Here is a 13,372-nt window from a genome sequence, read left to right on the forward strand (position 1 = left end):
AGCAGAAAAGGGGAGAGATAAATGGCAGTAATACGCTCAGAACATAATCCTATTGTCAGGACGAGCGATGTGAAACCTTCACGGCCGGACTTTAAAGTGCTGGGAGCCTTCAATGCCGGAGTTGCTGTTCATGGAGAAGAAACCATTCTGCTGCTCCGTGTGGCTGAAGCGCCGGTCAGCAGCGCCGAAGGAGAGGTGCCGGTCCCGAAGCTGAATGAGGATACAGGAGAGATTACGGTAGAGCGTTTGTCCTCAGGCGATGAACGGTATAATTTCAGCGATACCCGGTTTGTAGCGGAGAAGGGCCAAATGGTGATGCTGACCTCCATGTCCCATCTTCGCGTGGCACGCAGCAAGGATGGCATCCATTTCACCGTGGAGGATCAGCCGGCAATCTTCCCGCAGACGGCGCTTGAAGCCTGGGGAGTGGAAGACCCGCGCATCACGCAGATCGGACATAAGTATTACATCACATACAGTGCGGCTTCTTCCCGCGGGGTAGGCGTAGGCTTGGCTGAGACATACGACTTTGTAACGTACAAGCGCCACGGAATAATCCTGGCTCCGGAGAACAAGGACGTGATGCTGTTCCCTGAGAAAATTGGCGGAAAATACTATGCTTTAACCCGTCCGGTGCCGCATTCCTTCGGTGCGCCGGAAATGTGGATCGCAGAATCGCCGGACCTGCTGCATTGGGGCAATCACCGTTTCCTGATGGGACTCCGCAAGGCGTCCTGGGACGGTGGCAGAATGGGCGGCGGAGCCGTACCGCTCCGGACTGAGCGGGGCTGGCTGACATTGTACCATGGTGCCGATACCAAACATCGGTATTGTATGGGAGCCGTACTGCTGGATCTCGAAGATCCGGGCAAAGTCCTGGCACGTTCGACCCGGCCGTTCATGGAGCCGGAGGCAGATTATGAAGTGAACGGTTTCTTCGGCGGCGTGGTCTTCTCATGCGGTGCCCTGTTAATCGGGGATACCGTCCGCATGTATTATGGAGCTGCTGACGAAGTCATGGCAGTTGCCGATATTCAGCTGAATGATATTTTCGATACTCTGTTAAATGAAGAGAATTAATTAGAATTGCAGCTTACTTTGAGAAATCTAAAGGGATAACATCCCTTTGGATTTTTTTGTTTAGATTGCAAGCGTAGTACCGTCATTCTTTGATTCTAGTCCAGCGTAGCTTAAATAAGCATATTTACCGTATTATCAAATGATTATGAACTGGCATGATGAGCTCACAAGAAAAATTACAGGAAAGAAGGCTAATGAATATGAGAATGACAAAGACATTTAAAATGCAGATTGCTGCTAAAAATGTGAATTTGTACAAATGGGTAACTGGGATGACTCCAGCTGAATATGAATCCTTTTCAAAAGGTCACAAGGCAATGGGCAGTTATTTTGAAGATGGAAAATTCTATATGATTAATGTGGAAAATATGGGGAATAAGGAATTTTGAGTGTAACTTGAGTCCCTTCCCCGACAGTACTATGGATCGTCAGTCCATACTGCTCGCCGTACATTAGAACCGCCCGATCATTTACATTTTTAAGTCCATAACCTTTAGATTGAGATTTAAGCAAAAGAACAAGCTGCTCTTCCTCCACTCCAACCCCATTGTCAGTGATCTGTAGAACAATACTTTGCTCTTCTTTCTTGGCTGAAAGAAGTATTATTCCATCACCGTCTTCGCGGTTTTCAATTCCATGAATGATCGCATTTTCGACTAAAGGCTGGAGCATCAAATTAGGCATACGGCAAGAAAGAATGGAGTCATCAATCTGATAGTCCACTTTGAAACTGTTGCTGTGCATAATCAATTGGATATTAATATAGGACTGTACATTAAGAATTTCATCCGAAATCAATATAAGATTGTCTCCCTTATTGAGAGTAGTACGATAAAATGTGGATAAAAGCTGGGCCATTTCGCTGATATCCGTCGCATGGATTCGCAGTGCTCTCCAATTAATTATAGAGAGGGAATTGTATAGGAAATGAGGGTTGATTTGCGCCTGCAAAGCTTTCATCTCATATTCCTTGCGTGCGATTTCTGCCACATATACAGTATCAATAAGCGTCTTGGTTTTCCCCACCATATTTCCAAATCCTCTGATCAGATCACCAATTTCATCTTTAGACTCGCTAGAGACTTTAATTTCTAAATTCCCTTCTCCAACAAGCTTCATGCTTTTATGCAGCCGGTGAATAGGCAACATAATTCTACGGGAAAAGAGAGTGCCCGCCACGACAACTGCCGCGATGCAGGCGGCAATCATCAGCAGGACGATCAAGGCAATCGACCATGCGGATTTTGTAAATAGACTTGTCGGCTTACATAGGTATACCTTCCATCCCGCAAGCGGGATAACAGATGTCAAGACGGTGTAGCTCTCTCCTTGCCAAAGCAGCCTATCTGCTGCCTTAGCGGTATCCGGAATATCCGGTATTTCATAGTTGTCTCTTGAGGAATAGACAGTATTTCCGCTTGAGTCCAATATAAAAATCTCCGAACCGTGAGATTGGAGGGGCTCAAAAGTTGTGAATAGCTTATCATAGTTAACCCGTGCAAATAGAATATTATCTTTGGGGTTTCTGTGTTTCGTACTAAGGATTCTGCGGACACTGTAAATGTTTTTTTCACTGGCAGACCAAAGAACATCAACCGATTTCATTACATTCGGGTACCAGGAGGTACTCCTTATTTCATCCATAGGGATTACGGTGTTTCCGTGTTGAGGTAAATTAGTCCCGGTATAAAGCGTGATTTGTTCTACTCCAGGATTCAAGTAACGTGCAGTATAGAAGTTCTGATCAATTACGTTCGTTAACTGATTATACATTTCATATTCACTGGTATAAGTATTGTTGGAGGCATTTATAATTTCCTGATTGAAGCTCAGAAAGTTCATTAATTTATTATAAACATCCAGTTGATTGTTTACGGCTAAGACACTTTGAGTTAATGTGGCATGTAGATCGGCTTTTGCTTGCCGCACTAAGAGGGACCTGGTTTTCGAGAAGCAAAAACTTCCGAGAACAATCACAGGAATCATACTTACCAGTAAAAAGGAAAGCTTTATTTTGGTTTGAAACCGAAAATCACCAATTCTCTGTTTAAAAACCCGCCATAGCTGCATACTGTTCTCTCCCAAGCTGTTATTTCTGATGCAACTGCCGGAATTTCTCAGGAGTTTGCCCGAAAAAGTCCCTGAAATTTTGGCAAAAATAAGAAACGTTTTGGAATCCCACTTTATAGCAAATATCCGATACTTTTAGATGGGTCTGCATCAGCAAGTTTTTTGCTATTTTCATCCGAACGTTCTTAATATACTTATTTAATCCGTATCCCGTATGTTTTTTGAAAATTGAACTTAAATAATGGGGAGACAAATGTACCTTTGCAGCAAGAAGATCCAAACTCAAATCCTCGCCATAATGATCCCCGATGTACTGCTTTACAGAGGCAATATCCCGATTTAAAAATTCCGAACTGCTGTACTCTTGTTCAAGACTAGCAATTCCTTCGAATATGATTTCTTTTATTTCCTTTAATTCCTCGGATTTGTATAGTTTTTCAATACCTCGACTGAGCTCTATTTCAGTGACAGGTGCTGAATAAGTCATAATTTCCTGATACAAAGAGGAGAACATGTACTTGACATATAATTGTGAAAATTGAAGCTGCTTCGCATATTTTTGATACAATAAATCTGTATTGGCTCTAAGACTAAAAAAATCCCTATTCATCAAATCACTTCTGATTTTGTCTAATAGATCATTATCTGAGAGTTCAGGGAGCCTATCATCAGCAAAATAAAAATCTTTTTTGACATCAAATACAAAATAATCCGGCGAGAAGAAGCGGTATTCCATCAGTTGATCTAATTGAATCAGAGCCGTTGAAAGATCTGGCAACATGGTGATTTCATCATGAATAGCAAGGTAGCAATTCACTTTATATTTCTTTAGTATGCTGTCTCGTATATGCATGCCTAATTCATGGGAGGAATTGAAAGACCAGGATTGAGGCTGGCAAAACAGCAGCAGACTTTGACAATCATTTAGATTTAAGTAATCCATCTGCCCCTCTAACAAAGACAAGATAAATACCTCGAAATCCGGTTCGGCATTCTCAAAAAAATTCTTTTCAAATTCCATCAAAACTATTCCATGATATTGATTGGGCAGACCGAATGAAACATCCTTCATTAAGGATGGCATTCCCAAGCCGTTAACCAGATTAAAAAGCACATATTTCTTAACATAATTTTGTTTAATTTGCGAAGCGGCATGTTTCTGTTGTTGGTCCATTAACTGCTCTATTACTTTTTTCATGGTATTTTTAAAGGCTTCAACATTGATCGGCTTGAGGAGATATTCCGAAACACCGAGGGAGATGGCGGTTTTTGCATATTCAAATTCGGCGAAGCCGCTGAACAGAATAACCTTCAAGCTGGATTGAAGGCTTAAAGCCTTTTTTGAAAGCTGCAGTCCATCCATAAACGGCATCCTAACATCAGTAAAGAGAATATCTACGGACTTTTGCTCTAAATAATCAAGAGCCTTTCGTCCGTTTTCCGCCGTCACGACATGGAGGGGAAACCCCAGTTCATGAATGAGAAATTCAATACCCTCCCGTTCTTCCCTTTGGTCATCTACTACTAATATGCTTAACATAGCGGTCGTCCTCTCCAAGCGCAGTATGCCAAACCCAGTAATTCATTTTGATTGTACCATGGTTTAAATGAATTCAATCAGCGGGCAAAACAAGTTGCTTAAAGTGAGTTATATATTTGTGTAAAACGCAATTTATTTGCGTATACGGTCAAATGGCCATAGTTCTACAATTAAGATGCAAGATAATATGGGTTCTGTTCTTATCATTAAGGGGGATTATGTAATGAAATCGAAAGTCAAAAAGTCTGCTTCTATCTTGTTGACAGCGCTTTTATCCGCTTCGCTTGCAGGCTGTCTAAACTCCAATTCCAACAATACCACCAAAGAATCTGCGGTCAATTTGAATGATCCGGCATGGAAGAAAGCCATGACGACACCCTATGAAGCCTATCCTGAAACCGTTAACTATACGGTTGGAGCGACAGCAACCAGCTATACGCCGCTTGAGGGGACAGCTTATGAGGGGGATAATTCCACCAACAATGTGTGGACGAGATATTTTAAAAATAAGCTCAATGTGCAAAACGAAGTTGCATTTGAAGCGAATGACGGCACGGATTATGTTCAAAAGGTTTCGATGGCCATTGCAGGGGGCACAATCCCCGACATCATGGTGGTCTCCGACCAGACCACTCTACAACAGCTCTATGAGAACGATCTGATTGCGGATTTAACGGATGCCTATAAAAACTGTGCCAGCGACCGAATTAAGGAGATTTACGATTCCTATGATGGCCGTGTTCTGGAGACCGCCAGATTTGACGATAAAATAATGGCGCTGCCCACTACTGAAATTTCACACGGCCCGGGTGTACTTTGGTTGCGTAAAGACTGGATGGACAAACTGGGCCTCTCCGAGCCCAAAACGATGGATGATGTAGAAAATATTATTACTCAATTTCTGGAGAAAGATCCCGGCGGCAATGGAGCCGGAAAAACGGTTGGTCTTGTGGTCGATAATGAAAATGTTGCCGGAATATCCGGGGGGCAGTACGAATTGAACAACATTTTTGCGCTGTATGGCGCTTTCCCAAAACAATGGATTAAGGATGGAAGCGGCAAGGCGGCTTATGGTTCCGTGCAGCCTGAAATGAAACCTGCCCTTGCAAAGCTGGCGGAGCTATACAACAAGGGATTGATTGACCAACAATTTGCAGTGCGGACACCGGACGACCGAAAGGCGCTGCTTACCAGCGGAAAGAGCGGTTCGTTCATGGACAACTGGTGGGGAAGCTGGACGGTGGCGGATACGCTTAAATTGAACCCGGATGCCAATTGGGTTTCCTATGTGGCTCCACAATCGGAGGATGGCTCGGTTACGATGTTCACCGGAAATCCTGCGAGTAGTTACCTTGTGGTCCGGAAGGGGTTCGAGCATCCGGAGGTTGCTGTGAAAATGGCCAGCCTTCAGTTTGATTACCAGCGTTATCTGGAAAAAGACGCAACCATTTTGAAGCAGTTTGAGGACTACAGCAGCAATAATATCGGTGGATCTCCGCTGGCCATGAATATCGATTACTATGATGCATTTTACCGTAATGTCGGGATTTATGAGGATGCGCTAAAGACTGGTGACAGCAGCAAATTGATCAGCAACATTGATAAGAACTCCTACCGCTCCTACAAAAAATATCTGGACAGCGTGAAAAACGGAGAGAAGCCGGACCCGACAGCGTGGGCTGGGTATACTTCAAGCATTACAACTGCCAACCTGGTCAAGAATTCAAAGGTTAAGGAGATTAACCCTATCTTTTTTGGAACAACGCCTTCCATGGCGCTGAAGTGGCCGACATTGACGAAAATGGAGCTTGAAATGTATTTGAAAATCATTACCGGAGAGCAAACCCCTGATGCATTTGATAGTTTTGTGAGCAGCTGGAAAAAAACCGGCGGCGATACGATTACAAAGGAAGTCAACGAAGCACTCACCTCCAAATGATGCTGAAAGAGATGATTCTTGATGAAAAATAAAAAAGACCAAACGGCGTTCCACCTTATGCTCGCACCGAGTATGGTATTCTTGATTATTTTCTCCTTCATACCGATGTTCGGCATCGTAATGGCTTTTCAAAATTACATTCCGGCCAAAGGTATCAGCGGATCAGCATGGGTGGGACTTGATAATTTCAAGTTTATGTTTCAAATTCCCGACAGCCGGCAGATTTTAATCAACACAATGGTAATCGCGATATGGAAAATTATTGTGGGAACCTTTGTTTCGATTGTATTCGCCTTATTGTTAAATGAAATCCGCGTGCGGTTTGCCAAAAAGTTTATGCAGACCGTTGTGTATTTGCCCAATTTTCTTTCCTGGGCCGTATTGGCTACAGTCGTGATGAATATTTTTTCGTACGAAGGTCCGGTCAACGCATTATTGGGATGGCTTGGCATTGATCCGGTTTTGTTTATGGCCAGCAATCATTGGTTTAGACCTATGCTGGTGCTGACGGATGTGTGGAAAGGGTTTGGGTATGGCTCCATCATATACTTAGCCTCATTGACGGCTATTGATCCGGGACTTTATGAGGCGTCTTCCATCGACGGAGCCAATCGTTTTAAACAGCTGTGGTATGTGACTTTGCCCGGCTTGATGCCTACCATATTACTTGTTACGACTTTAAATTTGCCCAATGTACTCAATGCCGGTTTTGACCAAATTTTCAATCTTTATAATCCCTTGGTTTACGCAACCTCCGATATTATTGACACTTATGTATACCGGGTAGGCTTAGTGGAGAGACAATACAGCTTAGGTACAGCTATCGGGCTCTTACGGTCTGTTGTCGGAATCGTCCTCATTCTTTCTGCCAATAAGCTAGCTCAAAAGTTAACAGATTATCGAATTTTCTAATGAGGGAGGTGTTTTACATTTACGCGCATTCCATAAAAAGCCGAATTGCGGACATCATGATCTGGATATTGCTGATAGCTCTCACTTTGTCCTGCCTGATTCCTTTAATTAATCTGGTTGCTATTTCGTTCAGTGACAACGCGGCGGTTTCTGCCAACATGGTAAGTATTTTTCCGGTTCATCCTACGTTCAGTTCCTATGAGAAGCTATTCTCGGACAGCCAGTTTTGGCGCTCATTTATGATTTCGGTAGAGCGGGTTGTCCTTGGTTTGATTGTCAACATGAGTCTGATGATTCTGGCCGCTTATCCGTTATCCAAAAGCTCAAAACAATTCCGGGCGCAGAAGGTGTACATGAATATTGTGATTATCGCCATGCTGTTCTCCGGGGGGCTAATTCCAACCTTTATGGTAGTCAAAGGGCTTCATCTCCTCGATTCCATATGGGCGCTGATTCTGCCGGGAGCCGTGGCGGTCGGGAATGTCATTCTATTGATGAACGCGTTCCGGGCAGTGCCCAAATCCTTGGAGGAAGCTGCAACCATTGATGGGGCTTCGCAGTGGAGAATTCTCTCAACCATATACGTGCCTGTGGTGTTGCCTACAATTGCTACAGTAACGCTGTTCACGATTGTTGGGCATTGGAATGATTATTTCGGTGCTCTGGTGTATATAAATAAGACGTCAAATTATCCGTTGCAGACTTATATCCAGCAGCTCAGCGTAGACGCGCAAAATATAACCGATCCGCAAAAGCTGATAGAATACGCCAAGATTTCAAACCGGACACTAAATGCCGCCAAAATCGTTGTCTCAACATTGCCGCTGCTCTTAATTTATCCTTTTATGCAAAAATATTTTGTTACAGGAATTGTAGTAGGTTCGCTTAAAGAGTGAGGTGTAGAGTTATTATTCTAGAAAATACAGCGTTCAAAAAGCGACTTGTCTGCGGATAAGTTGCTTTTTGACTTTTTTCCAGGCAATGGAATCCCTCCAAAAAGAAGCATGCTGCTGCAAAGTTGTATCCATCCGATTTTTATTTCTTTTCGTTCTATTTTTCCGTTACCTTTATCCAGCATAACATAAGAAAGGTCTCCCTCATGAATGACAGCAATGTTGGAAAGCACTGTAGTTCTTCAGTAGATATTGATATCGGAAGCGGCTGTTGGAGTTATACGGCGCTCAATGCTATTTCATACATAAGTATGATACACTGCTCGATATAGAAGATTAGTAATGCTACTTATATACAAGGAGCTGTTAACAGTGGATCAGAAAGCAGCGGATATTGCAGCCAATGAAACACCAGAAGGAACACAGATTCTATATGGGGAATTTGCGGAGGGAGGTACCTATTATTCCTGTACTTACCGCCCTGATGTAGTTTACGCAACATACGGCGATTTGGACAGAAAACTGCAAATTATTATGCCAAGCCGCAGTGAATACAAATTTCCTCTAGTCGTCTTTATCCAAGGTTCTGCATGGAGACAACAGGATGTTTATTCCGGCATTCCTAATCTCTCTCATATTGCGGCAAAGGGTTACGTGGTGGCCAGTGTGGAAATCAGAGACACCGGTATTGCACGTTTCCCGGCTGCCGTCGAGGATGTGAAGTGTGCGATCCGGTTCATGCGCAGGAATGCTGAGGAATATGGTGTTAATCCGGACCGCGTAGCGGTATGGGGTGATTCATCCGGCGGACACCTATCCTTAATGACGGGACTTACTATGGGCGACTATGATAATGGCCTTTATAGTGAACAGTCAGACGAAGTCAGTGCAGTGATTGATTATTATGGGGTCTCGGATCTGCTGACCTTAGGGAAGTACAATCATATTCTTGACCACGATGCAGCCGATTCCCCTGAAGGCTTGTTTATTGGCGGAAAGGTACAGGAACATATGGAATTGGCGAAGAAGGCGAGTCCCCTTCATCAGGATTTGAATAAACCGCTTCCGCCGTTTCTGATCGTGCATGGAGACAGTGACCAAGTTGTACATATCAATCAGAGTATAGAGATGTACAAAGCTTTGAAAGCGCATGGACAGAGCGTTTTATTTTATAAAGTAGCAGGCGCAGATCATGGACCAGGCTTCTGGAATCCTCAGGTGCTTGACATCACGGGGAAGTTTTTATCTGCTCACTTAAATCGGCCGTGATGAGGAGAGCGGTATATCCTTCAAGGAAGAGACTATAACAGGCGGCAGACTAATGTGGATATGCGAGAATGTTGAGACTTAAGAATAAAACCGTTGGCTTCTAAAATTAGCGGCCGCCGGTTTTATTTATATTCAAATTGATTATTTCCATACAAATAGGTAACATAAATATCAATGTCAAACTAGGCATGAGTACTACAAGGAAGGGGATTCTAATGAATAATGCAAAAATTCTTATCATTGAGGATGACGCACCAATTGCGGATTTGCTTTCATACGGGCTCTCCATGGAGGGTTTTAACACTCGTATTGCAGCAAGCGGCGCCTCAGGAATGAGTGAAATACAGTTATTTCAGCCGGATCTGCTGCTTCTGGACTGGATGCTTCCTGATCAAAGCGGGCTGGAGATATGTAAGAAGGTAACCTCCGAATATAACATTCCCATCCTTATGATTACCGCTAAATCAGATATTACCGATAAAGTGCTGGGTCTTGAATTTGGAGCAGACGATTACATTACCAAACCTTTCGACCTGCGCGAAGTGATCGCACGCGTGCGGACAATTCTTCGCAGAATTGAGCAAGCAAACACCGGACATAAAGGCGAGGCAAATACAGAAGGTTATAGTTTCCATGATATCGAAATTCTTGCTGAAGAACGGGTAGTAAAGAAAAACAGCCGTGATATTGAACTGACTCCGAAGGAGTATGACCTGCTGCTGATGCTGGTCAGAAATCCGGGAAGAACCTTCACCCGATCCGAATTGCTTGACAGCGTATGGGGATATCATTTTGCAGGGGATACCCGCACCGTGGATACGCATATCCAGCGGCTTCGCAAAAAACTGGATGCGCCGGAATATATTACGACGGTATTCGGAATCGGATATAAGTTTAAAAAACAGGTGCTTCAGCATGATACGTAAAATCAGCCATAAGTTCCTGCTCGGGTTATTGTTTATTTTCCTCATTTCTTTTATGGTGCTGAGCCAAACGGTACAAGCATTCATTCGGACAAGCAATCAGGACCTGATTACTTCGGAGCTGGTGGGACTCAAAACAAACAGTAATGTGTATGTCCGCCAAGCGTTTCTGATCAATCATTATTCTAGCAATGAATTGTATTTTGGGGAAATGGCCGAGGAATTGGGGAGCAGTCTGAATCATGCGACAGGGAATACCGTAGGCGTATACACGGTTAAAGGTGAACTGCTGTATGCTTCGGACAAGTCCGTCTTCCAGCAGACGGAAAGCAAAGATCTGCAGGAAGCAGTATCAGGCAAAACCGCATACAGTATCCGGGACAATGAGAATCAAACCTCTGTTATGTTTTCTTATCCCGTGGTTATTGACGGGGCTAAAGTCGGCATTTTGCGATATTATAAGGATTTCACCCAGCTTTATCAGCAGAGTAATCGAATTCTGGATATAACACTCTATATCACCTTGGCAATATTCTCAGCCGCCTTTCTATTTTCATACATTTTGTCCCGGCATATTACACTTCCGCTTGGCAAGCTTGCCCATGCCTCTTCCCAAGTGAAAAACGGAAATCTGGACGTCCGCATCCGGTTTAAACGAAAGGATGAAATCGGCCGGCTGGCGGAAAACTTTAATGATATGATCGAGCAAATCAGCCGGCAGGTCAATATTATCAGCAAAGACCGCGACCATCTCAAAGAGCTTCATCAACAGGAAAAACGTTTCTTTGATAATATTACCCATGAGCTTAAAACGCCTTTAACCTCAATACTTGGATATGCCGAGTTAATTAAGATTAACGGAGAGCGTGACCGGAGCTTTTTTGAAAAAGGCATGAATCACATCATAGAAGAAAGTAAACGGCTGCATGCGATGGTGCTGAAGCTGCTTGAAGTCTCACGTCAGGTGAAGAGCGATGGTTTAGAGGCAGTGGATGCCGGCGCTATCCTTCGGGATGTCTGTGACTCTATGGCTATGCGGGCGCAGCGATATAAAAAAAGGATCCGGGCTGACATCGAAAGTGACTTATGGATCATGGGTCAGACTAACCGGATACGCCAGCTTTTCATTAATCTGATCGATAACGCCATTAAATACAGCTGGGCATTCTCGGAAATAGAAGTGAAAGGTCTTTACGCTGACGGCAAAGTCCGGTTTGTCTTTGATAATCCAAGTGATGCAATCAGCGAGGATCAACTATCCAAACTTTTCGAACCCTTCTATTTGGCCCATTCCGAGGACTCAGAAAAGGGAAGTGTCGGGCTAGGACTAAGCATTGTTAAGTCTATTGTTGATGAACAAGAGGGAGTGATTTCCGTCATCAGCCAAAACAACCATACGGTTGTTACTGTAGAATTCGGCAGTCTGAAAGCGGCAGAGGAGGGGAACAGTCTATGACCAGGAGATATTCGGGATGGATGTTCGGAACTTTTCTTCTAATAATTTTGTTATCCGGCTGCAGGGCAGGAGTTCAAAGCGAAACCGTAATTATTCCGGATAACGAGGAAACCGATCATGCGCCTCAGAGTTCAAGCTCTTTCCAGGTTAAAGCCATTTACCGGCTGCCGGATGAATATATGAATGAGGGGTACTGGCTGGGCTGGGACTCGGCCGATTCGATTGTCGGTTTATTCAAGACTTCAGGCATACCTGAACAATTTAACTTAAAACGGTTAACCTATCCTTATGAACACAGCGGGAATATTAAAGAGATCAGAAGCAATCCTCAAATGGAGCTTTCTCCGGACGGGAAATATGCCGCTCAGACAACCGCCTCCAATACTGGCTTGAAAATAGTCTCGTTGAAGGACGAAAAAGAAACGGAGATCAAAACACTCAGCATCGGCGATCAAGAGTATGTGCAGGATATATCCTGGTCTGGCAACAGTCAATATCTAAGTTATTTAGTACTGAATGCCTCTGAAGGTGAAAAAAGCAGCGTACACATCTATGATATGCAGACCCATGCTTCCAAAAAGTATGAATTTAAGGATTTTGAGAAAGGGGATACTCTTCTCAGCATAAATGTTTCAGATGATGGCCGCAGCGCATTGTTTACCTTGTTTGAATCCAACCGGCCGGAGAAAACCGTTATTAAGTTCGGAAGGGTGACGGGTTCTAACATTGAGATCATCTATAAACATGAAATTGGGCGGGAACAAAATACATGGATTAGCAACGATCAATTTGCATTTCTCGGACCGGATGGAACTCTGTATGAATATGATCAGAGAAACAGTGAGCTTTCCGTGATTCTGGAAAACGTATCTGCATTTAAATTTTCAGATAACAGAAAAATCATTGCTTACTCCTTGAAGGGTGAAGATGCTGTATACGTCGGCAAAATGCAAGGTAGAAATGTTTTGTACAGAGAACCTGTATACCATGGGATCGTGCCGTTGGATACGTATTGGAACATGGATAATACAAAGCTGTTGATTCAGGGGTCCAATGCTTTCGTAAATTCTTATGCCGTGCAAACCGATTTCACGAGAGGACCGTCGTTTATTATTGAACTTGAGTAATTATTGTAAAGCCATAAAAAGTTAGCAAAGCAGCGATCCTCCGGTTAGTGGAGGATCGCTGCTTTGCGTTTTTGGTCATTGGCGGCTGCATTGTACAAAGAAACCGCCCCCTTTTTTTGTTCAATAAAGCAGGCATGCTTGTGACAACTTGTTTACATCCTGA

At 43.6% G+C, this 13,372-nt stretch carries 12 protein-coding genes; 9 read left to right on the plus strand and 3 right to left on the minus strand.

Annotated features, from left to right (window positions below; translation table 11 throughout):
• Positions 1–21: 21 nt before the first annotated feature.
• Together NST99_RS07770 and NST99_RS07775 are read left to right on the plus strand one after the other, a co-directional pair.
• Positions 22–1,080: a glycoside hydrolase family 130 protein gene (locus tag NST99_RS07770; RefSeq protein ID WP_341090863.1), complete on the plus strand. Its 1,059-nt coding sequence runs from the start codon at positions 22–24 to the stop codon at positions 1,078–1,080.
• A gap of 200 nt (positions 1,081–1,280) precedes the next feature.
• Positions 1,281–1,469 (plus strand): hypothetical protein, encoded by a 189-nt coding sequence (locus NST99_RS07775; protein ID WP_341090865.1) that lies wholly within the window; start codon positions 1,281–1,283, stop codon positions 1,467–1,469.
• On the opposite strand, the gene NST99_RS07780 is transcribed toward NST99_RS07775, so the two are convergent.
• Both NST99_RS07780 and NST99_RS07785 read right to left on the minus strand, forming a co-directional pair.
• On the minus strand, positions 1,435–3,150 hold the full coding sequence (locus tag NST99_RS07780; RefSeq protein ID WP_341090866.1) for a cache domain-containing sensor histidine kinase: 1,716 nt from the start codon (positions 3,148–3,150) through the stop codon (positions 1,435–1,437). The two genes, NST99_RS07775 and NST99_RS07780, sit on opposite strands and share 35 nt — an antisense overlap.
• 19 nt (positions 3,151–3,169) lie before the next feature.
• On the minus strand, positions 3,170–4,690 hold the full coding sequence (locus tag NST99_RS07785) for a response regulator transcription factor (RefSeq protein WP_341090867.1): 1,521 nt from the start codon (positions 4,688–4,690) through the stop codon (positions 3,170–3,172).
• 223 nt (positions 4,691–4,913) lie between these two features.
• Here NST99_RS07785 and NST99_RS07790 point away from each other — a divergent pair, with 223 nt between their 5' ends.
• Genes NST99_RS07790 through NST99_RS07800 form a run of 3 tightly spaced genes read left to right on the plus strand, consistent with a single transcriptional unit; the run spans position 4,914 to position 8,437 of the window.
• A complete protein-coding gene (locus tag NST99_RS07790) occupies positions 4,914–6,629 on the plus strand; it encodes an extracellular solute-binding protein (protein ID WP_341090868.1) in 1,716 nt (571 codons plus the stop codon).
• 21 nt (positions 6,630–6,650) lie between these two features.
• Complete coding sequence (locus NST99_RS07795; RefSeq protein WP_038587658.1) at positions 6,651–7,541, plus strand: ABC transporter permease; 891 nt, start codon at positions 6,651–6,653, stop codon at positions 7,539–7,541.
• Positions 7,541–8,437, plus strand: a complete 897-nt coding sequence (locus NST99_RS07800) for a carbohydrate ABC transporter permease (protein ID WP_341090870.1) — start codon at positions 7,541–7,543, stop codon at positions 8,435–8,437. Before NST99_RS07795 ends, NST99_RS07800 begins: the two co-directional genes overlap by 1 nt.
• A 17-nt stretch (positions 8,438–8,454) precedes the next feature.
• On the opposite strand, the gene NST99_RS07805 is transcribed toward NST99_RS07800, so the two are convergent.
• Positions 8,455–8,667, minus strand: a complete 213-nt coding sequence (locus NST99_RS07805; protein ID WP_341090871.1) for a hypothetical protein — start codon at positions 8,665–8,667, stop codon at positions 8,455–8,457.
• Positions 8,668–8,806: 139 nt separating this feature from the next.
• Between NST99_RS07805 and NST99_RS07810 the strand changes: the two genes are divergently transcribed.
• The 4 genes from NST99_RS07810 (at position 8,807) to NST99_RS07825 (ending at position 13,209) form a co-directional block, all read left to right on the plus strand.
• On the plus strand, positions 8,807–9,703 hold the full coding sequence (locus tag NST99_RS07810) for an alpha/beta hydrolase (protein ID WP_341090873.1): 897 nt from the start codon (positions 8,807–8,809) through the stop codon (positions 9,701–9,703).
• A 215-nt stretch (positions 9,704–9,918) separates the two neighbouring features.
• The gene (locus tag NST99_RS07815; protein WP_341090874.1) at positions 9,919–10,629 is read left to right on the plus strand and encodes a response regulator transcription factor; all 711 of its coding nucleotides are present in this window, start codon (positions 9,919–9,921) and stop codon (positions 10,627–10,629) included.
• Entirely contained in the window at positions 10,619–12,082 is a 1,464-nt protein-coding gene (locus tag NST99_RS07820; RefSeq protein ID WP_341090875.1) for a sensor histidine kinase, read from the plus strand. The genes NST99_RS07815 and NST99_RS07820 overlap by 11 nt, the downstream gene beginning before the upstream one ends.
• Positions 12,079–13,209 carry a hypothetical protein gene (locus NST99_RS07825; protein WP_341090877.1) on the plus strand — a complete coding sequence of 377 codons (1,131 nt, stop codon included), beginning with the start codon at positions 12,079–12,081 and terminating at the stop codon, positions 13,207–13,209. The genes NST99_RS07820 and NST99_RS07825 overlap by 4 nt, the downstream gene beginning before the upstream one ends.
• The last annotated feature ends 163 nt before the right edge of the window (positions 13,210–13,372 follow it).

The organism is Paenibacillus sp. FSL L8-0470 (assembly GCF_038008625.1).
Lineage (GTDB): Bacteria > Bacillota > Bacilli > Paenibacillales > Paenibacillaceae > Paenibacillus_AQ.

Bases quoted from the DNA above. Each gene is read 5' to 3' on its own strand.
- NST99_RS07795 (WP_038587658.1), top strand. From the start codon at position 6,651: ATGAAAAATAAAAAAGACCAAACGGCGTTCCACCTTATGCTCGCACCG.
- NST99_RS07770 (WP_341090863.1), top strand. From the start codon at position 22: ATGGCAGTAATACGCTCAGAACATAATCCTATTGTCAGGACGAGCGAT.
- NST99_RS07780 (WP_341090866.1), bottom strand. From the start codon at position 3,150: ATGCAGCTATGGCGGGTTTTTAAACAGAGAATTGGTGATTTTCGGTTT.
- NST99_RS07785 (WP_341090867.1), bottom strand. From the start codon at position 4,690: ATGTTAAGCATATTAGTAGTAGATGACCAAAGGGAAGAACGGGAGGGT.
- NST99_RS07815 (WP_341090874.1), top strand. From the start codon at position 9,919: ATGAATAATGCAAAAATTCTTATCATTGAGGATGACGCACCAATTGCG.
- NST99_RS07775 (WP_341090865.1), top strand. From the start codon at position 1,281: ATGAGAATGACAAAGACATTTAAAATGCAGATTGCTGCTAAAAATGTG.
- NST99_RS07790 (WP_341090868.1), top strand. From the start codon at position 4,914: ATGAAATCGAAAGTCAAAAAGTCTGCTTCTATCTTGTTGACAGCGCTT.
- NST99_RS07800 (WP_341090870.1), top strand. From the start codon at position 7,541: ATGAGGGAGGTGTTTTACATTTACGCGCATTCCATAAAAAGCCGAATT.
- NST99_RS07825 (WP_341090877.1), top strand. From the start codon at position 12,079: ATGACCAGGAGATATTCGGGATGGATGTTCGGAACTTTTCTTCTAATA.
- NST99_RS07820 (WP_341090875.1), top strand. From the start codon at position 10,619: ATGATACGTAAAATCAGCCATAAGTTCCTGCTCGGGTTATTGTTTATT.